At 66.0% G+C, this 20,229-nt stretch carries 18 protein-coding genes; 11 read left to right on the top strand and 7 right to left on the bottom strand.

The features are described from left to right. Positions 1–8 precede the first annotated feature (8 nt). The 4 genes from AB0H22_RS15220 to dctA are packed head-to-tail and all read right to left on the bottom strand — an operon-like array spanning position 9 to position 4,045. Positions 9–359, bottom strand: coding sequence for a barstar family protein (locus AB0H22_RS15220; protein WP_358147141.1), 351 nt, complete (start codon positions 357–359; stop codon positions 9–11). Next, the gene (gene alc / locus AB0H22_RS15215) at positions 356–1,372 is read right to left on the bottom strand and encodes an allantoicase (RefSeq protein WP_180747832.1); all 1,017 of its coding nucleotides are present in this window, start codon (positions 1,370–1,372) and stop codon (positions 356–358) included. Before alc ends, AB0H22_RS15220 begins: the two co-directional genes overlap by 4 nt. After that, on the bottom strand, positions 1,369–2,658 hold the full coding sequence (locus AB0H22_RS15210) for an aldolase/citrate lyase family protein (RefSeq protein WP_358147140.1): 1,290 nt from the start codon (positions 2,656–2,658) through the stop codon (positions 1,369–1,371). Before AB0H22_RS15210 ends, alc begins: the two co-directional genes overlap by 4 nt. Positions 2,659–2,683: 25 nt before the next feature. Then, positions 2,684–4,045: a C4-dicarboxylate transporter DctA gene (gene dctA / locus AB0H22_RS15205; RefSeq protein ID WP_358147139.1), complete on the bottom strand. Its 1,362-nt coding sequence runs from the start codon at positions 4,043–4,045 to the stop codon at positions 2,684–2,686. 93 nt (positions 4,046–4,138) lie between these two features. Between dctA and AB0H22_RS15200 the strand changes: the two genes are divergently transcribed. Next, positions 4,139–4,714 carry an NTP transferase domain-containing protein gene (locus AB0H22_RS15200; RefSeq protein ID WP_180747829.1) on the top strand — a complete coding sequence of 192 codons (576 nt, stop codon included), beginning with the start codon at positions 4,139–4,141 and terminating at the stop codon, positions 4,712–4,714. On the opposite strand, the gene AB0H22_RS15195 is transcribed toward AB0H22_RS15200, so the two are convergent. Beyond that, a complete protein-coding gene (locus tag AB0H22_RS15195; RefSeq protein WP_358147138.1) occupies positions 4,702–6,222 on the bottom strand; it encodes an NCS1 family nucleobase:cation symporter-1 in 1,521 nt (506 codons plus the stop codon). The two genes, AB0H22_RS15200 and AB0H22_RS15195, sit on opposite strands and share 13 nt — an antisense overlap. A 186-nt stretch (positions 6,223–6,408) precedes the next feature. Here AB0H22_RS15195 and puuE point away from each other — a divergent pair, with 186 nt between their 5' ends. Then, the gene (gene puuE, locus AB0H22_RS15190) at positions 6,409–7,335 is read left to right on the top strand and encodes an allantoinase PuuE (RefSeq protein WP_180749603.1); all 927 of its coding nucleotides are present in this window, start codon (positions 6,409–6,411) and stop codon (positions 7,333–7,335) included. Here puuE and AB0H22_RS15185 read toward each other — a convergent pair. After that, on the bottom strand, positions 7,290–8,030 hold the full coding sequence (locus AB0H22_RS15185; RefSeq protein WP_358147137.1) for an aspartate/glutamate racemase family protein: 741 nt from the start codon (positions 8,028–8,030) through the stop codon (positions 7,290–7,292). The two genes, puuE and AB0H22_RS15185, sit on opposite strands and share 46 nt — an antisense overlap. A gap of 156 nt (positions 8,031–8,186) precedes the next feature. On the opposite strand from AB0H22_RS15185, the gene AB0H22_RS15180 reads away from it, so the two are divergent. The 5 genes from AB0H22_RS15180 to pucL all read left to right on the top strand — a co-directional run bounded on the left by AB0H22_RS15180 (position 8,187) and on the right by pucL (position 12,744). Continuing rightward, the gene (locus AB0H22_RS15180) at positions 8,187–8,906 is read left to right on the top strand and encodes a GntR family transcriptional regulator (protein WP_180747826.1); all 720 of its coding nucleotides are present in this window, start codon (positions 8,187–8,189) and stop codon (positions 8,904–8,906) included. A gap of 113 nt (positions 8,907–9,019) precedes the next feature. Continuing rightward, a complete protein-coding gene (locus AB0H22_RS15175; protein ID WP_358147136.1) occupies positions 9,020–10,972 on the top strand; it encodes a solute carrier family 23 protein in 1,953 nt (650 codons plus the stop codon). Next, positions 10,959–11,501 (top strand): 2-oxo-4-hydroxy-4-carboxy-5-ureidoimidazoline decarboxylase, encoded by a 543-nt coding sequence (gene uraD, locus AB0H22_RS15170; protein ID WP_358147135.1) that lies wholly within the window; start codon positions 10,959–10,961, stop codon positions 11,499–11,501. Before AB0H22_RS15175 ends, uraD begins: the two co-directional genes overlap by 14 nt. Then, positions 11,498–11,821, top strand: coding sequence for a hydroxyisourate hydrolase (gene uraH, locus AB0H22_RS15165; protein ID WP_180747823.1), 324 nt, complete (start codon positions 11,498–11,500; stop codon positions 11,819–11,821). The genes uraD and uraH overlap by 4 nt, the downstream gene beginning before the upstream one ends. Before the next feature lie 14 nt (positions 11,822–11,835). After that, the gene (gene pucL, locus AB0H22_RS15160) at positions 11,836–12,744 is read left to right on the top strand and encodes a factor-independent urate hydroxylase (RefSeq protein WP_358147134.1); all 909 of its coding nucleotides are present in this window, start codon (positions 11,836–11,838) and stop codon (positions 12,742–12,744) included. On the opposite strand, the gene AB0H22_RS15155 is transcribed toward pucL, so the two are convergent. Next, positions 12,741–14,150 (bottom strand): amidohydrolase family protein, encoded by a 1,410-nt coding sequence (locus tag AB0H22_RS15155; protein WP_358147133.1) that lies wholly within the window; start codon positions 14,148–14,150, stop codon positions 12,741–12,743. The genes pucL and AB0H22_RS15155 overlap by 4 nt on opposite strands. Before the next feature lie 62 nt (positions 14,151–14,212). On the opposite strand from AB0H22_RS15155, the gene AB0H22_RS15150 reads away from it, so the two are divergent. Genes AB0H22_RS15150 through AB0H22_RS15135 form a run of 4 tightly spaced genes read left to right on the top strand, consistent with a single transcriptional unit; the run spans position 14,213 to position 20,170 of the window. Next, entirely contained in the window at positions 14,213–15,583 is a 1,371-nt protein-coding gene (locus AB0H22_RS15150; protein WP_358147132.1) for an 8-oxoguanine deaminase, read from the top strand. Then, positions 15,583–16,395, top strand: coding sequence for an FAD binding domain-containing protein (locus tag AB0H22_RS15145; RefSeq protein WP_358147131.1), 813 nt, complete (start codon positions 15,583–15,585; stop codon positions 16,393–16,395). The genes AB0H22_RS15150 and AB0H22_RS15145 overlap by 1 nt, the downstream gene beginning before the upstream one ends. After that, positions 16,392–19,100: a molybdopterin cofactor-binding domain-containing protein gene (locus AB0H22_RS15140; RefSeq protein ID WP_358147130.1), complete on the top strand. Its 2,709-nt coding sequence runs from the start codon at positions 16,392–16,394 to the stop codon at positions 19,098–19,100. Before AB0H22_RS15145 ends, AB0H22_RS15140 begins: the two co-directional genes overlap by 4 nt. Further along, positions 19,097–20,170: an XdhC family protein gene (locus AB0H22_RS15135; protein WP_358147129.1), complete on the top strand. Its 1,074-nt coding sequence runs from the start codon at positions 19,097–19,099 to the stop codon at positions 20,168–20,170. The genes AB0H22_RS15140 and AB0H22_RS15135 overlap by 4 nt, the downstream gene beginning before the upstream one ends. Positions 20,171–20,229: the final 59 nt, after the last annotated feature.

The following is a 20,229-nucleotide window of genomic DNA, read 5'->3' as shown; positions in this document are numbered from 1 at the left end:
ATTGACCGTCAGAGACGAGGCCGCTGGCGAGACTCGCTGAGAACCAGATCGATGACCGGTTTCTGGGCGTTCCACAGTGCGCGCTGGTTGACGAACTCCACCGCGGAGATCAGCAGGCGAATCACGTCCTCCGGGCGGGAAGCCAGATTGGTGACATGCAGGTGTAGGCAATCGGCGGGTGAGTCGAGGGTAAAGGCGCTCATCCCGTCGTCGGGATATCGCAGGCTTGACCAGCAGTCGATCAGGGCAGCGAAATTGCGGCCATAGAAATCGGGAAACCCGAAGGTCTCTTTCAAGAGTTCGTGCAGTTGACCGGTGGTTCGGGTGTCCGTCAGGTCAATGGATATCTGCTTGTTCAACGGTTTTCGGCCGAGGCTCGCCCTGCTGCGGTCAGTGCGCCGAAGAGGCGCAAGCGTGACAATCCGCCGTCCGGGTAGATGTCCAGGCGCACGTCGGTGACGGGTTCGCCGCCCCCCAACAGGAAACGGTGCCGGGTGTCGGGTTGCAGCGGGGTATGTGGCAAGAGCGGAACCCAGTTGCCCTGGGCGGTCAGGCCCTGCAGCCCCGCCGCACCGGGGCTGTTACCCACGAAATACGAGGTATCGATCTCGGCCAGGTGGAGCACCCCCTCACCGGCGAGCCGCACCTGCACCCAGTCGTTGGCGCCATCGCGGCGGCGGGCGGTCTCCCATCCGTCGCCCATCACCCGGGCGACGCCGGGAAACAGCAGGTTCTGCGGTGAGCTGTAGAACCTGTTGGAGCAGTCGGTGACCAGGCCACCGTTCTCGATAGCGGCCAGGTCGAACGGCCCGGCATCGAGCAAGCGCAGGTCGGGACGGCCGTGGCCGTGTACACGCAATCGTGCGACACCGCCGTCGGGGTACATCGTCAGCCGTACGTGTGTCCACCGCTGCGGCGATTGGACATCGAACACGTTGCGGGTGTCGCCGTAGGCCTTCGTGCGCTCGACGACGCTGTGCCAGGTGGTGTCGCGGGCGATATCGGCCGCAGCCGGGTATCCGTCGATCTCCGCCGCGTCGACCGAGATTTCCGGAGGGTAGTTGCCCTTGAACCATGCGGTATCGACGACGACACCCGCGATCACACCGGGCACGCCCAGCCTCACGATCGCGGAGTCATGGCCGGGGGCACCGTCCGGGTCGCGCCGGCGCCGCGTCTCCCATCCGTCGTACACCTGCCCCTTGTGCCCGAATGTCGCGGGCCGATAGTCGGCAGGCCCGGGCTTGATCAGGTTCTCCTTCTCGGCGAACAGGTCGTCGTTGGCCCAGATCACCGCGCCGCCCAGGGGTCGCAGCGCCAAGTCGGGCAGCATCGTGAAATCGGGCAGCCCTGCAGATGTGTTGCCGGTCATCGCTGGTCGGTTCCTCCTGTGACGCTGTCTGTCGAGGTGCGCTGCACGAGTTGGTCCAGTACCGCCCGGTCGCATCCCGGGACCACCGCCGTCACTTCATCCTCGGAGTAGGCGCCGCAGTCCAGACCACGCAGTATTCCGGCTGCCAGTGCCTGCGCCGTCGCGGGCTCGTCGACTACGGCGCCCCCTTGCCGCCGGAGGTAGGCGTCGATGCGCGGCCCGGCCACTGCCAGAGCCCGCTGGTGGAATCCGTACGTGGCCAGCCAGCGCGTGATCAAATGCCCCGGATGCATGTCCCAGCCTTGCCAGTAACCGCGCTCGAGGGCGCGGGTGACCAGCCGGTGGTGCCTGGCGATTGCGGCGGCCTGCTGTTCTTCGGAACCCTCGGGCATCACCTGGGTTGAGCCGTCACAGACCCATACGCCGGTCTGTGCGGCGGCCGCCAGCATGACGGCCTTGGCGTGGTCGGCCACCGGATGTTCCAGCGATTGGTGTTCGGCCGCGATCCCGCAAGCCGCGCTGTAGTCGTAGGTTCCGTAATGCAGCGCCACCAGGCGCCCTTGCGCCATGTGGATGGCCTTGGCCAGGGTCGCTGCACCATCGGCACCCAACACTGCCTGTGGGCTTTCGATCTGCAGCTCGAAACGCACTGAGCCGCAGGGCAGTCCATGCACTCGCTCCAGCTCGTCGAACAGCCGCAGGGCGGCCTCGGCCTGAGCCAGCGCCCGGAATTTGGGAACCGTCGTCACGAATCCCGGCGGCACCCCCGATGCACCGTCCAGGACCAGCTCCAGGGTGCGCACGCTTCGCCGCAGGTGCAGCGAGGTGAGCCCCTTGATCCGGATTCCCAACGCCCGGGGCGGGTTCGCCCCCGCCGACAGCGCCCGCAAGGTCCGGCCCGCCTTACGGGCGTCGGCGTCTTCGGTGCTGTCCTCGCGCCAGCCGTAGCCGTCCTCGAAATCCAGCCGCAGGTCTTGTACGGGAGCGGTGCCCAGCCGTTCTCTGACGCGGGGGAGGACGCCCTGCGGGTCCAGTTCCGCGAGTGTTTCCGCGTGAAGCTCGGCGAGTTCCAGCGCGGAGGCTCCCCACTGGGCGGGCGTTCGGCTATCGGCCAGTGCCGCACTGGCATAGACGGTGTGGATGGGCTGTGGTTCGCTGCGGACATCCGGATAGCGGGACGCCAGATCCGCATCGGCGGCCGCCAGGAGCGCGGCGATCGGCGCGAGCCAGCCGGGACCACCGGCATCGGATGGGCGCGATGGGGATGCCGATGACACGAGTCCCATGCTTGCAGACTTGTGACGGCAGTGCTTAGTGGTGCGGGGCAGCAGGGTCCTCTTGGGGCTCGGCGACCACCTCGTCACCGGCGAGGACCTTGCGCATGCGCTCCTTGTCGAGCTGGCCTTCCCAATTGGCCACCACCAGCGTCGCCACGCAATTGCCCAGCAGGTTCACCGAGACCCGCATCGAGTCCATGATCCGGTCGGCCCCCAGCAGCAAGGCCACCGCGGCCACCGGGATGGCGCCGTGACCTATCGCCGCCACGGTCGCCGAGAGCGCCAGGAACGACGAACCCGGCACGCCCGCCATGCCTTTGGAGGTCAGCATCAGCACCAGCACGGCGGTGATCTGTTCGCCGATACTGAGGTTGACTCCCAGCGCCTGTGCGAGGAACAGCACACAGATGGACAGGTACAGGGTGGCCCCATCGAGGTTGAACGAATACCCGGTGGGGATTACCAGTCCCGTCGTCGTCTTGGAGCACCCGGCGTGATTCAGCTTGGTCATGATGCGCGGCAGCACCACTTCGGTGGATGCGGTGCCGAGAGCCAGGAACAACTCGTCCTTGATGTAGAGGATGAACTTCCAGAGGTTCACCCCCGCGAAAATCCTGGCGACCGCCGCCAGGACGCCGATGAACAGCAGCGCGGCCAGGTAGCAGGCCGCGATGAGCTTGCCGTAGCTGCTCAGTGCGCCGATCCCATACTGGCCCACGATGTAGGCCATCGCCCCGAAGGCGCCCAGCGGTGCCAGCCGCATGATCCATCCGATGATGGTGAAGAAGAGGTGGCTGAGATGGTCGATGAACTCCAGTACCACCGGGGGGCCCGATTCCCCGAACTTGGCCAGCGCCAGCCCGAACAGCACTGCGAAGAACAGCACCTGCAGCAGTGCGTTCTCGGCGAAGGCCGAGACGATGGAGGACGGGATGATGCCGAGTAGGAACTCGACGGTGTGTGGTAGCTCCCCGTTGTTGGTCTTCTTCGCAATGGCATCGGCCCCGGACGCCATGGTGCCCGCATCAATGTGGAAACCCGCCCCCGGCTTGGTCAGGTTCCCCACGAGCAGGCCGAACAGCAGCGCGAAGGTGGTGACCGCCTCGAAGTAGACGAGGGCCTTGATACCGATCCGGCCGACGGACTTGAGATCTCCGACGTGGGCGATGCCGAGCACCACCGTGCAGAAGATGATCGGGGCGATCAACATTTTGATCAGCTTGATGAAGCCATCGGCCAGCGGGCGTAGGTCGGCCCCGAACTCCGGCCATTGCCAGCCGATCACGACGCCCGCGACGATCGCGACGAGGAGCTGGAAGAACAACGACCGGTACCAGGGTGGTTTGTTCGCCAAGCGCACCATCTCGCTGGCGGGTATCTCGATCGCGGCTGACATGTGCGAGACCGTAACGACGGTCTGTTTATCGCATGTGAACGCAGGATTCAGCCCGTATTACGCCGGGCGTGGTCATGGGGTTCGATAGGGACCATGGCTGCCGCAGAACCCGACCTCGCGACCGATATCGTCGTCGGCGTGGTGCTGGCGGCAGGTGCCGGGAGCCGCTACGGAACACCTAAGATCCTCGCCGAACAGGGGCGCTGGCTGGAGCTGGCGGTGACGGCACTTGACGGCGGTGGCTGCGGCGAGATCTACGTGACGCAGGGTGCGGCGCACACCGAGATACCCTTTCCAGCAAGGGGAATCGACGTCCTCCGCTGGCAGGACGGCATATCGGAATCGGTGCGTTCGGTGTTGGGCCGGCTGCAGCCGAGAACGGATGTGGCGGGAGTTCTCGTCCACTTGGTGGACCTGCCGACCGTGGGGCCAGAGGCAGTGCGGATGGTGTTGCAGGCCGCCGGACGGCGGCGCTCGGTATTGGCCCGCGCCACGTTCGCGGGCCGACCCGGGCATCCGGTGTATATCGGCTATGAACATTTCGAGCCCGTGCTGGCGGCGCTCGACGGTGACCGGGGAGCCGGGCCATACCTGGCGGGCCGCACCGATGTCATTGCGGTGCCGTGCGATGACCTCTGTGACGGCGTCGACCGGGACTATCGGCCGTAGATCAGGTTCGCCGGTAGGTGCCGCATGCCGAGCAGGTAGACCCCGAACCCAATCCCGGCGCCGATGAACCAGGTGAAGCTCGCCAGGTAGGCGCTGCCCCAAACCACTGTCGCGATGGCGGTAAGCGCCCCGGCGACGGTCGCGGCCACCGCGACCGGGTTGATGCCGCCGCGGTAGTAGTACGCGCCCGACGGAGAGAGGGTGAATAGGTCGTCGACCTCGATGGTGCGGTTACGCACGAGATAGAAGTCGGCGATGAGGACTCCGAAGAGAGGGCCGATTACCGCGCCGAGCGTGTCGAGTGTGTAGTGGATCGTGTCCGGGTTGTTGTAGAGATTCCAGGGCGTGATGAGGATCGAGCCGACCGCCGCGATCATCCCGCCGGCTCGCCAGCTGATCCGGGTCGGGGACAGGTTGGAGAAATCGAAAGCGGGCGAGACGAAATTCGCCACGATGTTGATCCCGATGGTGGCGATCGCGAAGGTGAGAACACCCAGTACGGCCGCAGTGGTGTTGTCGATCTTGTCCACGATCAGCACCGGGTCGGTGATGATGGCGCCGTCCTCGCCGCGGCCGATGACCGTTGCCCCTGCCGACACCGTGCACACCGCCAACACCGCGAAGAACAGGAAGTTCACCGGCAATCCCAGGAAGTTGCCGCGCTTGACCTCCTCGAAGCTGCGCCCATACCGCGAGAAATCGCCGAAGTTGAGCATGGGCCCCGAGAAGTAGGAGACCACCAGTGCTATCGCACTCAGCACTGTCGCCACGGCGGCGAACCCGGTTTTCGGCGGACCCGACGCCAGGCCGAAATGCACGTTCTGCCAGCCGGCCGCGACGACGAGATAGAGCGCAAGTGCCACCATCACCGCGTACACCGCGGGCCCACAGAAGTCGATGAACTTACGAATCGCCTCCATGCCGTTCCAGAAGACGGCGGCCTGCAGCACCCACATCAGCAGGAAGCCACCCCAGCCGAGTAACGATAGACCGAGAAAGCCGTACTCGTCGGCATCGCCATAGCGTCCCAGGGCGGGCTGGAACTTCACCGCCAAGAGTACGAATGCCGTTGAAGCCAAATAGGTTTGGATGCCGTACCAGGCGACGGCGATGAGGCCCCGGATCAGAGCGGGAAGATTGGCACCCCGCACACCGAAGGCAATCCGTGCGGTCACCGGGTACGGCACGCCGGCCTGCTGGGAAGGTCGTGACACCAGATTGCACAGCCAGTACACCGCCACAATGCCGATCGTCAGTGCCGACAGCACCTGCCATGCCGAAATACCCAGCGCAAAAAGGCTTCCCGCGAAGACGTAACCGCCCACGCTGTGCACATCGGACATCCAGAACGCGAAGAAGTTGTAGCTGGTCCAGTCCTGCTTGCGTAACGGGGCCAAGTCGCCATTGGTCAGTGCGGGGTCGTACCCGGGCTTGATCACACTGTCGCCGGCGGCGCTGTGCCCGGTGACAGCAGGTGCGATGGCATCGGCCGCGAGTACACCGGTCACGAGAACCTCCAGGAATAGCGGCAAGGAGTAATGACGCCGGTGATAAACGAAGCTAAGCGGCCGGTGTTGCCGTCGTGTTGCGCGAAGACAATATTTTCGGCGTGCGTCTGCGGCGAAGACGGTGCTGCGGCTTATGATCGCGTCACGATGGCTCAGAACGAGGCTGAACCGGCGGCACCCCGCGACATGGTGGGCTACGGGCGCACGCCGCCGCATCCCCGCTGGCCCGACGACTCGCGGATCGCGGTGCAGTTCGTGCTTAATTACGAAGAGGGCGCAGAGAACAACATCCTCGACGGGTCGGCCGCCTCGGAGACATTTCTGTCGGAGATCGTCCCGGCAGAGCCGTTCCCCAACCGGCACATGAGCATGGAGTCTCTGTACGAGTACGGTTCGCGTGCCGGGTTGTGGCGCGTGTTGCGGGTATTCGAGCGCCGCGGACTGCCGCTGACCGTCTTCGCAGTGGCGCGGGCATTGCAGCGCAACCCGGAGGCGGTAGCGGCCTTCGGTGAGCTCGGGCACGAGATCGCTTGCCATGGGCTGCGATGGCAGTCCTACCAGCTGGTCTCCCCGGATGTCGAGCGTGCGCATATGGCGCAGGCCGTTGAGATCCTGCGCGGCCTCACGGGTGTGGCTCCCGTGGGCTGGTACACCGGCCGTGATTCCCCGCAGACCCGACAGCTGGTGGCGGAGCATGGGGGATTCGCCTACGACTCCGACTCCTACGCCGACGACCTGCCGTACTGGGTCAGGGTGCCTGTCAGTGGGAATGTGGTCGACCATTTGGTGGTGCCATACGCCCTGGACACCAACGACATGCGGTTCGCCTCGCCGGCCGGATTCCCCAGTGGGGAACAGTTTTTCACCCACCTTCGTGATGCATTCGACTGCCTGTACGCCGAGGGCGAGGCGGGCAGCCCGAAGATGCTGTCAGTGGGCCTGCACTGCCGGCTGGTAGGCCGTCCGGCCCGGACGGTCGCTCTCGAACGGTTCCTGGATCATGTGCAATCCCACGAGCGGGTGTGGATTGCCAAGCGCATCGACATCGCCGAGCATTGGCGTCGGGTTTACCCCGCAGGTACCGATCCGAACGAATCCAGCAGCCCGGCATAGGGTTTGATCGGCGGTGTGGCGAACTCGCCCCGCCCCGATTTACTCAGGCCCATCGATACCAATGACTGCACCAGGTTCACCGCGGCGGCCACACCATCGATCACCGGCAGTCCGATCTCGGCCGAAATGTCTTGGCACAGACCTGCCATTCCCGCGCAGCCGAGCACGATGACATCGCTGCCGTCCTGCTGCGCGGCGCGGCGGCAGTGCTCGATCAGGATGTCCTTCGTGCTGGGGTTTTGCTCCAGGTCCAGTACCGCGATCTCGCAGGCGTGCACCCCGCGGCAGAAACGCGACATCCCATACCGTTCGGCTAAGTCCCAGGCGCGCCCGGCCGTCCGTGCCAGCGTGGTCACCACGCTGAACCCTCTGCCGAGATGGCTTGCCATGTGCATAGCGGCCTCGGCGATACCGAGCACTGGGCCGGTGGCCAGCTCTCTGGCGGCGTCGAGGCCGGGGTCGCCGAAGCAGGCGAGCACATACCCGTCGGTGCCTTCGGATTCCGCGCGGCGGATCTCGGCCAGCACACCGGGCACGCTCAATGCCTCGTCGTAGTGGCTCTCGATGGATACCGGTCCCATCCCCGGATTGACGGCCGTCACGCTGGTTCCCGGCCAGGCCGCCGATTCCGCCACCGTCCCGATGGCCTTCGTCATGGCCTCGGTGGTGTTGGGGTTGATCACGCGTATCCGCATGGCCGACAGGGTACGTCGGCGTGGGGTGCTGGGCATCGTGTTGTCCGCGCAACGCGCTGCCATGAAACGTTCGCGTTAACTATGTGTCTCCATCGATGGCGGCGGGGCACGACCACTGACAGGATCGGGGTTTCGGCAGACGGTTATGGAGGGTGAATGCCACGCACATTCCGGTACCGCAGGCTGATCAACGAGCTGCGCACCAACAGGTCCGGGCACGACCAGCTGAGTGTGCTCGACGGGTTGCGGCGCGCGATCCTCGACGGTGCGGCTCCGCCGGGTTCGATGATCCCCATCAGCGAAGTGGCTGACACTTACCAGATCAGCCCCATACCGGTACGGGAAGCGCTCAAGACCCTTGTCGCCGAAGGGCTTGTCGGCCACCGGGCCAACGGGGGCTACCGCGTAGCTCAACTCACTCTGCCGGAGCTGCGTGAGATCTATTTCACCCGAGGTGTTCTGGAGCGTGCCGCGCTCACCCAGGCGGTAGCGCTGGCGACCACCGAAGATCTGGACCGTGCCCTGGCCGAACATGAGCTGCTACAGCGGGCAACCGTCGAGGGTGATGCGCGTGCATTTCATCTGCATTCCCGGCATTTTCATCGTGCATTGGTGACTCCCTGCGGTATGCACCGCCTGTTGCACATGTTCGAGGCCACGTGGAACTTGACCGAGCCATTCCAGGTAATGCGGACGGTGTCCGAGTCGGCGCAACTGCAACTGCATGCCGATCATGAGGCGATGATCACAGCGGTGGCAAGGCGCGATGTCGGGGCCCTGTTGGCTGTCGCGGCCACTCACCACGACCGTTTGGAATCGGTAATCGTCGCTGCCGCAGGGCAATTGGATGTGATCGCCGAAACGCAGCCAGGTTGACCCGTCGAGCAAAATATAGACACTCGGCAACCTGGCCGCAACACGCCCGATCTAGCGTCGCTTCGGCGGCCGGCGGATATGCACGGGTGCACTGAGACCAGGGAGGTTCCGCGATGAGGAGAGTCCATCCCGTCGACGAGGTGCCCTCCGCGGGCAAGCTCGTCACGCTGGGCGTGCAACATGTGATCGCGTTCTACGCCGGTGCGGTACTGGTGCCGCTGCTCATTGCGCGCGCCATCGACCTGGACGCCGAGGCGCTGACCATGTTGATTACCGCCGACCTGTTCACCTGCGGTATCGCCTCGATCCTGCAGTCGGTGGGCTTCTGGAAGATCGGTGTGCGGCTGCCGCTGCTGCAGGGGGTCACCTTCGCCACCCTCGCCCCGGTGATCAAGATTGCCAACGACCACGGCGGTGGCAGGGTGGGGCTGCTGACCGTCTACGGCGCGGTCATTGCCGCGGGTGCGTTCACCTTTCTCATCGCGCCATTCTTCGCTCGCCTGATCCGTTTTTTCCCGCCGATCGTGACGGGTTCGGTGATCACCATCATCGGGGTATCGCTGCTGCCGGTGGGTATTGGCGACGCCGTCCGCAACCCGCACAGCTCGGTGTCCGCGCACGATCCCGGCAACGGGCGCTGGCTCATGTACGCGGTGGGCACCATCGTGCTGATCGTGTTGATGCAGAGATTCTTCCGAGGTTTCTGGGGCACCATCGCCGTCCTGCTCGGGCTGGTCACCGGTACCGCCATCGCCTGGCTGGCCGGGGACACCGATTTTGCCCGCGTCGGCGAGGCGGGCTGGATCGGGTTCACCTCGCCGTTCGCGTTCGGGGCCCCGCGCTTCGATGTCATCGCCGTGGTGTCCCTGATCGTGGTGCTGATGGTGACCGCCGTCGAATCCACCGGCGCGGTCTTCGCCACCGCCGAGATCGTCGGGAAGCGGGTGCGCGGGGCGGATATCGCCGCCACGGTGCGGGCCGACGGCATCGCCACCATGATCGGCGGCACCTTCAACTCCTTCCCGTATACAGCGTTCTCGGAGAATGTCGGGCTGGTGCGTCTCACCGGGGTCAAGAGCCGCTGGGTGGTGGCGGCCGCCGGATTGATCATGATGGTGCTGGGCGTGCTGCCCAAGACCGCCAAGGTGGTGGAGGCCATCCCGGCGCCGGTACTGGGTGGGGCCGCGATGACGTTGTTCGCGACGGTGGCCGTGGTGGGCATCCAGACACTGGGCAAGGTCGACTTCAACGACCATCGCAATCTGATCATCGCCAGCACATCCCTGGCCATGGGGATGTACGTGCAGTTCTCCCAGTCCTCGGGTCCGTCGACCGTTCTGGACCACGGACGCGGTATCGCGGTCCCGGCGCTCCCGGGGATCGACCAGGCCGTACCGGGGCTGCTGCAGATCCCCTTCAGCACCGGCATCACGATGGGGGCCATCACCGCGATCGTCCTGAACCTGCTGTTCTTCCACACCGGCAGCCGCGGTGTGGCGGTGGCCGGAGGAGGCTCGATCCGGCTTACGCAGGTCAATGAGATGACGCTCGAGGAGTTCCGCGAGACCTTCGGCGGGCTGGTCCAGGACGTGCACTGGGTCGCCGACCGCGCTTACCGGCAGCGGCCGTTCGCCGACGCACACGATCTGCGCAGTGCCTTCCAGGAGGCGATGCTGACCGGCAGCGACGAGGAGCAGCTCGAACTCATCAGATCGTTCCCCGATCTGGGCGCCGAGGACGAAGCTGGAGAGATGGCGGCCGTGGACCACACCATCCTGCAGACCCTTGACGAGGGCGAGCTGAACAACGTGGTGAGCCTGGCCACCGCCTACCGCGAGCATTTCGGCTTTCCGCTGGTGGTCTGTGCGCGCGAGACCGAACGCTACGAGCGGCTGCTGCGCAACGGCTGGAGCCGCATGGAGAATTCCGCGACCAGTGAACGGTCCTTTGCCCTTATCGAGATCGCGAAGATCGCGAACTACCGTTTCGACGACCTGGTGGCCGACGCCAACCCCATCACGGCGGCCCGTTTCGGGCGTTACGAGGATTTCCATGCGACGCGTTGACTGGCGGGGAATCGAGAGCTTCAACGAGCTCAGCGATAACCAGGCGATCCATTGGCTTTACGAATGCTGCACGTCGCGGATATGGGCTATCCGGGTGGCTGCGGGGCGGCCCTTCCGAGATGAGCAGGCGCTGTACAGCCGGGCAGACCTGATACTCGCCGAGCTCACCGAGACCGACCTGGACGAGGCGCTCGACGGGCATCCGAGGATCGGGGAGCGGTCCGATAGTGCGGCATCCCGCCGTGAACAGTCCGGTGTGGCCGGCGCAGATGCCGCGGTGCTGGCCCGGCTCAAGGAGGGTAATGCCGAATACGAGAAGCGCTTCGGCTATGTGTACCTGGTGTTCGCCAATGGCCGGCCCGCCGGGGAGCTACTGGCGATCCTGGAGGAACGGCTCAAGAACGATCCGCAGAACGAGCGCCGCGTCATGAGAATGGAGCTGGGCAAGATCAACCGCAGCCGCTTGGAACGGATGCTGGGTCCTGCCGGTCAGCATGGCGACGATTTCGAGACGGAAGGCGATTCATGACCGGATTGAGTACCCACGTGCTGGACGCGGTGTCCGGGCGCCCGGCCCGGGGTGTGCAGGTGACGCTGCTGGACGCCGTGGATGCGCAACTGGCCAGCGGTGCAACCGATTCAGACGGCAGGATCAGCGATCTTGCCGAGGCGATCCTGCCCGCCGGGCGCTACCGGCTGGTCTTCGACACCGGAACGTGGTTCAGCGACCACGAGATCGACGCGTTCTACCCAGAGGTGGTCATCAGTTTCGAGGCAGACGGGCAGGGTCACCTGCACGTACCGCTGCTGCTAAGTCCCTACGCCTACTCGACCTACCGCGGCAGCTGAGAAAGGAAGCATCAATGGGAATCGTCCTCGGAGGCAACCAGTACGGCAAGGCCGAGAACCGGGTGGTCCGGATCTACCGCGACACCCCCCGCCACGAGATCAAGGATCTGAACGTCGGCAGCGCACTGCGCGGGGATTTTGCCGCTGCCTACACCGATGGCGACCAGCGCAAGGTGCTGCCGACCGACAGCCAGAAGCAGACCATCTACGCGTATGCCAAGGAGAAGGGCATCACCACCATCGAACAGTACGGCCTGGACCTGGCCTACCACTTCGTGGACGAGTACGAGCCGGTAACCGGTGCGCGCATCGAGATCGACGAATATGCCTGGGAGAGGGTCGTTATCGACGGGCGCGAGCACGACCACAGCTGGGTCCGCAAGGGCCAGGAGGTGCGCACCGCGGAGATCACCGTCGACGGTGTGGGAGCGCAGCAGAGGACCTGGGTGATCGGCGGCCTGAAGGACCTCATCGTGCTGAAGTCGACGGGATCGGAGTTCCGCGATTTCCTGAAGGACAAGTACACGGTGCTGCAGCCGACCACCGACCGGGTGATGGCCACCTCACTGGTCGCCAAGTGGCGTTTCGTCGGGACTGAGATCGACTGGGATCAGACCTATCTCGGGGTAAAGGCGATCATTCTGGAACGGTTCGCCACCGTGCACTCGCTGGCACTGCAGCAGACGCTGTACGAGATCGGCAAGGCGATCCTGCAGGCCTACCCGACGATCGCCGAGATCCGGCTCTCGGCGCCCAACAAGCACCACTTCCTCTACGACCTGTCACCGTTCGGGTTGGACAATCCCAATGAGGTATTCCATGCCGATGACCGCCCGTACGGACTGATCCAGGCCACCGTCGCCCGTGACGATGCTCCCGATGCCGGGCCGGCCTGGACCCCCCACCTGGCCTGGCTGGGCTAGCGGTTGCCGTCGAGGTACCCGGTGATATCCCGTCCACGTACCAGCACGGAACTGATGGCCGGTTCGCGCAGCCCCATCAGCAGGCCGAACAGTGTCTGCTCGGTGGCCAAGTGTTCATCATCGGACCGGATGGCATGGGAGAGGTTGTCGGCCAAGGGCTCCCACCGCGCCGGGTCGATCACCAGGAAGTCGGCGTCCTTGCCTGCGTCCAGGTTGCCGAACGTGCCCTCCCGGTCCAGTGCCCGAGCCCCGGCGAGGGTGGCGGTGAACAGCAGCTCGGCCGGGTGCAGCGATACCGCGGCCGGGTCTGGTTCGGACATGTGGACCTTGAAGCAGTCGTTCAGCACGCGGGCCAACAACCATTCGTCACCGCCACCCACATCGGAGCCGAGCGCGACGTTGACCCCGCTGGCGATGGTCCGGCGCCACGGCATGGTGCCGGAGCCCAGGAACAACTGGGAGGTGGGGCAGTGCGCGATGGAGCTGCCCGTCTCGGCCATCCGGGCCAGCTCCTTGTCCTGGCAGTGGACGGCGTGTGCCAGGATGCTCCTGCGCCCCAACAAGGTTGAGCCGCCCCGGCGGGAGCCGGGCAGGAAATGACCGTCATAGGTATCCAGATAGTTCCTGACGCCGTAGGCGGCCAGGGTGGCATCGACCTCTCCGGTACCCGGGCGGGCGTTCTCGTTGAGGTGGGAATGGAAGTAGACGCCGTCGGCGCGCACCCCGTCGTAGAGCTCACCGAGTGCCGCAAGGGTGTCGGTGTTCACCGACAGCGAGAACCTCGGCACCAACGCGACATCGGTGAGCCAGTGGCCGTGCCAGCTCTCGATTTCTCTGGCGCACAGTTCGATTGCGCTTTCTGTCGAGGTGAGCAGCGGTGCGGCACTGTCCGGGCCCACAGTCTGCACGCCGCGCCCGCTGACCATCCGCAGGCCCGCGGCGCGGGTGGCCGCGAACAACGCGTCCTGGGCCTCCGGGAACGCCGAACCCATCACCATCGCTGCGGTGGTGCCGGCGGCGATGCGGCGTCGACAGAACGCGGCGGCCGCGCGCTGCGCCAGTGCGGGGTCGGCCAATCGCACCTCGGCCGGGAAGATGCAGTGTTCGAGCCATTCCAGCAGCTGGCCGCCGCCATACGAATCGGTGCAATACGTCTGCGGGAAGTGCATATGCGTGTCCACGAAACCGGGCAGCAGGAAACCGGAGCGGTGGTCGCGTACGGGCCACCCGGTATATGTCTGGGGCAGTTGCGTATAGGGGCCGCAGTACGCGATCACTCCGTCGGCCCCGACCGCCAGCGCGCCATCGGGGACCGACTGCAGATGCGCGACCGCATCCGCCACGTCAGGGGAGCCCGTGATGTGGAAGATGTGCCCGCGGTAGACGGCAGCGGCAATCGGGTGCATCGCACCATAGTGCACACCGCATGTCACCGCCGCAGCACTAGGTGCGGCGGCGAGGCCCTGCAATGAGCCCAATCACATTGATCGAGAACGTATTCGCGGCGACCGTCGATCTTGAGCGCCGGGAGATCGACAGTGCGACCGTAGTCATCGACGGCAGCCGGATCGCTGCGGTGCTACTCGCCGGGGAACAGAACCCATGGCGGACACTGCCCGATGTCGAACGTGTGGACGGCCGTGGCTGCCTGCTCACGCCGGGCCTGGTCAACACCCACCATCATCTGTACCAGTGGATCACCCGCGGGCTGGCTGCCGATCACACTCTCTTTGAGTGGCTCACCGCCCTGTACCCGGTGTGGGAGGGTATCGACGCCGACAGCGTGCACGTGGCGGCGCAGGGCGCGCTGAGCTGGCTGGCCCTGTCGGGATGCACCACGACTACCGATCACCACTACGTATTCCCCTCGCGGGCAGGGGATCTGCTGGAGGCAGGGATCGAGGCGGCGCGGGAGGTGGGGCTGCGGTTCGACCCGACTCGGGGCTCGATGGACCTCGGGCAGTCGGCAGGCGGGCTGCCTCCCGACAGCCTGGTGGAGTCGATTGACACCGCGCTGGAAGCCACCGTCGCGGCCATCGCACGCTGGCATGACCCCGCGCCCGGGTCTATGTTGCGCATCGGTGTGGCGCCGTGCTCACCCTTCTCGGTGACCGCGGAGCTGCTGCGCCAGTCGGCGCTGCTGGCCCGTGAGCACGGTGTGCGGCTACACACGCACCTGGCCGAGACCGTGGACGAAACCGATTACTGTGCTGCGCACTTTGGTTGCAGCCCCCTCGAATACATGGAAGAGCTGGGCTGGCTTGGAGCCGACGTGTGGTTCGCGCACGGTATTCACTTCGATGATGCGGCCATCGCTCGGCTGGCGTCGACGGGCACCGGTATCGCGCACTGCCCGACCTCCAACGGGCGCCTGGGCGCCGGTATCGCGCGGACCCGCGAGCTGGTTGCGGCCGGGGTGCCGGTGGGTCTGGGGGTGGATGGTGCGGCCTCCAATGAGTCGGGGCGGCTGCTGGAGGAGGCGCACCAGGCGTTGCTGCTGGCCCGTGCGACCGGCGGTCCCATGGCATTGAGCACCCGCACCGCACTCGAGCTGGCGACGTTGGGGGGAGCACGACTGCTGGGCCGGGACGGTGAGATTGGCTCGATAGAGGTTGGTAAGTGCGCGGACCTGGTGCTGTGGAACATGAGCACGCTGGGGCACAGCGGGATCGAGGACCCGGTGGCCGCTCTGGTGCTGGGTGAGGTGCCGCCCGTCAAATGTTCGTGGGTGGGCGGCAGACGGGTCGTCAGTGACGGGGAGATGTCGACGGTCGACACCGACCGGATCGCGGCCGCCGTGCAGGCGGCGCATCATGGATTGATGAGCAGGGTGCGCTGATGGATCTGCACACCATCGACTCGGTGATGGTTCCCCAGGACCGTTCTGACCTGCGTGGCCTCGGGGAGCAGGACGGCCTGCTGGCCGGTGGTACCTGGCTGATGAGCCAGCCGCAGCCCGGGTTGCGGCGCTTAGTGGACCTCGCCGGAATGCGGTGGCCGGATCTCGTGGTCGATTCGGCCGGCTTGCAGGTGGCTGCGACCTGCAGTATCGAACGGCTCATTAACGCTTCGTATCCGCCTGACTGGCGTGCCACCGACCTTTTCGGGCAGTGTGCGCGTGCGCTGTTGGCCTCATTCAAGATCTGGCGTGCCGCGACGGTCGGCGGCAATATCTGCCTGGGCCTGCCCGCGGGGGCGATGATCTCCCTGTGCGCGGCTCTAGATGCCGAACTGCTGATCTGGCGCCGCGACGGATCCGACGAGCGTTGCACCGTAACGGAATTCGTGACCGGTATCAACAAGACAGTGCTTGATTCCGGTGATGTGCTGCGCGCGATATTTTTTCCCGCCGCCGCGCTTGTACAGCCGACCGCACTGCGCAAGATCGCCTACTCCGCGCTGGGCCGCTCCGGCGCCCTGGTCACCGGTCGCCTCGACGGACACGACATCGTGCTCGGGGTCTCCGCCGGGACACGCAGGCCGATTGTGCTGAGGCTCCCCGCCAAACCAGAACGTGTGTTCCAGGCTACGGCGGCCATTCCAGGCCAGGAGTTCCACACCGATGCGCACGGCACTGCCGACTGGCGCCGCGCGGTGACCGCGCAGCTGGCGCGGGAGGTCGCGGAGGAGCTGACGGGAGGACGCCCGTGAAAGTCAACGGCCAGATCATCGACGCCAGCCCGCGGCCCGGGCAGTGCCTGCGCACCTTCCTGCGTGAGCACGGGCACACCGAGGTCAAGAAGGGTTGTGACGCCGGGGATTGCGGCGCGTGCACGGTGCTGGTGGACGGAGCCTCCCAGCATTCGTGCATTGTGCCGGCCCACCGCGTCACCGATGCCGAGATCCGCACCGTCCGCGGCATGGGTGACGAGCACGACCTGCATTCCATGCAGCGCTGTTTCATCAGCCATGCCGGGTTTCAATGCGGATTCTGTACTGCCGGAATGGTGTTGACGGCGGCAACTCTCACCGAGGGTCAGCTGGACGACCTGGGGGACGCGTTGAAGGGCAATCTCTGCCGCTGCACCGGCTACCGGCCCATCAGAGAGGCCATCCGCGGTGCTGCTGCGCCGCAGGACTCCGTCAGTGCTCCCGCCGCCGCACGGGTCGTTACCGGCACCGAGCCGTACACCATGGACCAGTTGCCCGCTGGTGTGGGACATATTGCGGTACTGGGCAGCCCGCACCCGTCGGCCCGCATCACCCGCATTGATACTGAAAAGGCCCGCGCCCTGCCGGGGGTGCGTGCGGTGCTGTACTACCGCGATGACCCAGGGGTGCCGTTCTCCACCGCTCGACATCACGAGCGTGCCGACGACCCCGATGACACCCTGGTTTTCGATCGCATCCTGCGGTTCACGGGGCAACGGGTTGCGGCGGTGGTGGCCGACTCGCCTACTGATGCGCAGCGGGCACTGGATTCTATCGACGTCGAATATGAGTTGCTGCCAGCGGTATTCGACCCCGAACTGGCGCAGCGGTCGGGAACGCACCTTGTACATGGCGACAAGGGGATCGGCGCCAGGATCGCCGATCCCGCACGCAATCTCGTCGCTGAGGTGCACGGTGAGGTCGGGAGTGTCGCTGAGGCCGTGGCGCGGGCCGGGGAATCCGGTGCGGTGGTCAGCGGCAGCTGGCAGACCGCCCGCGTGCAGCATGTCCACCTAGAGACACATGGTTCGGTGGGCTGGCAGGACGAGCGCGGGCGCTATGTCCTGCGCACCAGCAGCCAGGTCCCGTTCTTGGTGCGCGATGAGCTCTGCCATATCTTCGGCCTTGCGCGCGAACAGGTCCGGGTGTTCGCGCCGAGGGTCGGTGGCGGGTTCGGCGCCAAACAGGAGATGCTCACCGAGGACCTGGTACTGATGGCGGTCCGCGCGACCGGGGCACCCGCCGTCTACGAGTTCAGCCGCACCGATCAATTCACCATCGCACCGTGCCGGCATCCCATGCGGGTGAATGTCACCGCGGCGGCCGACCCTGACGGGGTTCTGACCGCTCTCGCGGTTGACGTGCTCTCCGATGCAGGGGCCTACGGCAATCACAGTGTCGGTGTCATGTTTCACGGATGCAACGAGTCGATGGCCCAATACCGTTGTGCCAATAAGAGAGTCGATGCACAGGCGGTATACACCAATAACATCCCGTCCGGTGCGTTCCGCGGCTACGGGCTGGGGCAGGTGCTGTTCGGTATCGAATCGGCCCTCGACGAGCTGGCACGCGAGCTCGGTATCGACCCGTTCGAGTTCCGCCGCCGCAACGTCATTGTCCCGGGTGATCTTTTTGTCAGCTGGGAGGTCGAAGAGGACGACCTCGAATTCGGCAGCTACGGGCTGGACCAGTGCCTTGACCTCGCCCAGAATGCGTTGACCCAGGGGGCGACCGACCCGGCACGTGACGGTTCGGCGCTACCTGCTGGCTGGAAGATGGGCGAGGGCATGGCCATCGCGATGATCGCGACCGTTCCGCCGCGTGGGCACGTGGCCGATGCGCGCGCCGAGCTGGACGAGCGGGGCCGCTACCGGATCGCTGTGGGTTCGGCCGAATTCGGCAACGGCACCACCACGGTGCACGCCCAGCTCGCGGCGGCCGTGTTGGGCTGTACGCCGGGCCAGATCGACGTCCACCAGGCCGACACCGACGAGGTGGGGCACGACACCGGGGCATTCGGCTCGGCCGGCACCACCGTCGCCGGATTGGCCGTGCAGCAGGCAGCAGAGCGGCTGCGGGAGAAGATCATCCGATTCGCCGCGGCCAAGCTGGTGGCACCGGATTCCCTGTGCGTGCTGGGCCCGCACGGGGTGCAGATCGGCACGGAGCTGCTGGAGCTTGCCGATATCGCACGCTTGGCACCACAGCCACTGTCGGCGATGGGGCGCCACGAGGGCACACCGCGGTCGGTCGCCTTCAATGTGCAGGCATTCCGGGTCGGTGTGCACCCGGATACCGGCACCGTGCGCATCCTGCAATCGGTGCAATCCGTCGATGCCGGGGTGGTCATCAATCCGCAGCAGTGCCGCGGGCAGGTGGAAGGCGGTGTCGCACAGGCCATCGGCTCAGCGCTCTACGAAGAGATCCTGGTGCAGGACGGCGTCGTCAGCACGGCGACCCTGCGCAACTACCACATTCCGCAGCTGGTGGACCTGCCCGATACCGAGGTCTATTTCGCGGACACCTACGACACGCTCGGGCCGTTCGGTGCCAAGTCCATGAGCGAGTCCCCGTACAACCCGGTGGCACCCGCGCTGGCCAACGCCATCAGAGATGCCGTCGGCGTGCGGATGCACCGCTTGCCGATGAACGCGGCGCGCGTGTGGTGGGCCGTCAACGAATCCGGGGGAGGGGAGCCTTCGTGAAAGACATACTCGGTGATCTGGTGAGGCGGCTTGAGGGCGGTGGCGCCGTCGCGCTCGCACGCGTGGTGGAGGTCAGTGGTGCTGCCCCGCGTGAGCCCGGTGCGGCGATGGTCGTGACGGCCGATGGGCGGGTAATCGGGTCACTGTCCGGCGGGTGCGTGGAGGCAGCGGTCATCGAGACCGCGCGCGAGGTCCTGGAGACCGGGGTATGTGTGGGCGAGCGGTTCGGCATCGACGACGGAATCGCACCCGGACTCACCTGCGGGGGCGAGATCGAGATCGTCACCGAATACGTTGGCGCCAAGAGGCTGCCGTTGTTACGCCAGCTGCGCGCCTTGGTTGAGGCGGGGGAACCGGTGGCATTGGTGACCACCCTGTCGGGTGTCTCCGATTGGGCACTGCTGCAGCCGGGCGAGCCGGGGCCGTGGCCGCAGATCGATGGCGATATCGCCGCGCTGGTGCGGTCGGGGCGCAGTGCGGTGGCGGGGGCCGATCGCTGCGAGCCCGATCAATCCGCCCTGCCGCGGGTGTTCGTACAGGCGTTCGCTGCGCCGCCCCGGATGATTCTGGCGGGGGCCAATGCATTCGTGCGGGCGTTGAGCCGCACCGGAAGTCAGCTCGGTTACCGGGTGACGGTGGTGGATGCCCGTGAGGTGTTCGCGACGCCGGCGCAGTTCCCGCATGCAGACGAGGTGGTGGTCGATTGGCCGCACCGGTACCTGCGCGCTGAGGCGGAAGCAGAGCGTGTCGACGGGCGCACCGTCGTGTGTGTGTTGACTCATGACCCGAAATTCGATGTGCCGATGCTGGCGGCGTCTCTCGCCGTGGTGCCGCTCGCGTTTGTTGGTGCGCTGGGCTCGCGGCGGACGCATCTGGACCGGGTGGCGCGGCTGCGAGAGCAAGGCGTGACCGACGCCCAACTGCGGCGGCTGCGCAGCCCGCTCGGCCTGGACCTGAACGCCCGGACGCCCGAGGAGACCGCCATATCCATTGCGGCACAGATCATTGCCGAGACTTCAGGAGGCTCCGGGCGCGCGCTGAGCGACACCGACGGACCGATCCACCGGTAGTTGGGAGCGGCAGACCGAACGGGACGCGTCACAAGACGAAGTTGTTGGGTTTTGTCGTG

The sequence above is a fragment of the Mycobacterium sp. NPDC050853 genome (assembly GCF_040653875.1).
Taxonomy (GTDB): Bacteria; Actinomycetota; Actinomycetes; order Mycobacteriales; family Mycobacteriaceae; genus Mycobacterium.
The sequence above is the reverse complement of the archived record's forward strand: the minus strand, read 5'-3'. Positions and strand labels throughout refer to the sequence as shown.

Coding starts and splice junctions, on each gene's coding strand:
- alc (WP_180747832.1), bottom strand. CDS start 1,372: ATGACCGGCAACACATCTGCAGGGCTGCCCGATTTCACGATGCTGCCC.
- AB0H22_RS15210 (WP_358147140.1), bottom strand. CDS start 2,658: ATGGGACTCGTGTCATCGGCATCCCCATCGCGCCCATCCGATGCCGGT.
- dctA (WP_358147139.1), bottom strand. CDS start 4,045: ATGTCAGCCGCGATCGAGATACCCGCCAGCGAGATGGTGCGCTTGGCG.
- AB0H22_RS15200 (WP_180747829.1), top strand. CDS start 4,139: ATGGCTGCCGCAGAACCCGACCTCGCGACCGATATCGTCGTCGGCGTG.
- puuE (WP_180749603.1), top strand. CDS start 6,409: ATGGTGGGCTACGGGCGCACGCCGCCGCATCCCCGCTGGCCCGACGAC.
- AB0H22_RS15185 (WP_358147137.1), bottom strand. CDS start 8,030: ATGCGGATACGCGTGATCAACCCCAACACCACCGAGGCCATGACGAAG.
- AB0H22_RS15180 (WP_180747826.1), top strand. CDS start 8,187: ATGCCACGCACATTCCGGTACCGCAGGCTGATCAACGAGCTGCGCACC.
- AB0H22_RS15175 (WP_358147136.1), top strand. CDS start 9,020: ATGAGGAGAGTCCATCCCGTCGACGAGGTGCCCTCCGCGGGCAAGCTC.
- uraD (WP_358147135.1), top strand. CDS start 10,959: ATGCGACGCGTTGACTGGCGGGGAATCGAGAGCTTCAACGAGCTCAGC.
- uraH (WP_180747823.1), top strand. CDS start 11,498: ATGACCGGATTGAGTACCCACGTGCTGGACGCGGTGTCCGGGCGCCCG.
- pucL (WP_358147134.1), top strand. CDS start 11,836: ATGGGAATCGTCCTCGGAGGCAACCAGTACGGCAAGGCCGAGAACCGG.
- AB0H22_RS15155 (WP_358147133.1), bottom strand. CDS start 14,150: ATGCACCCGATTGCCGCTGCCGTCTACCGCGGGCACATCTTCCACATC.
- AB0H22_RS15150 (WP_358147132.1), top strand. CDS start 14,213: ATGAGCCCAATCACATTGATCGAGAACGTATTCGCGGCGACCGTCGAT.
- AB0H22_RS15145 (WP_358147131.1), top strand. CDS start 15,583: ATGGATCTGCACACCATCGACTCGGTGATGGTTCCCCAGGACCGTTCT.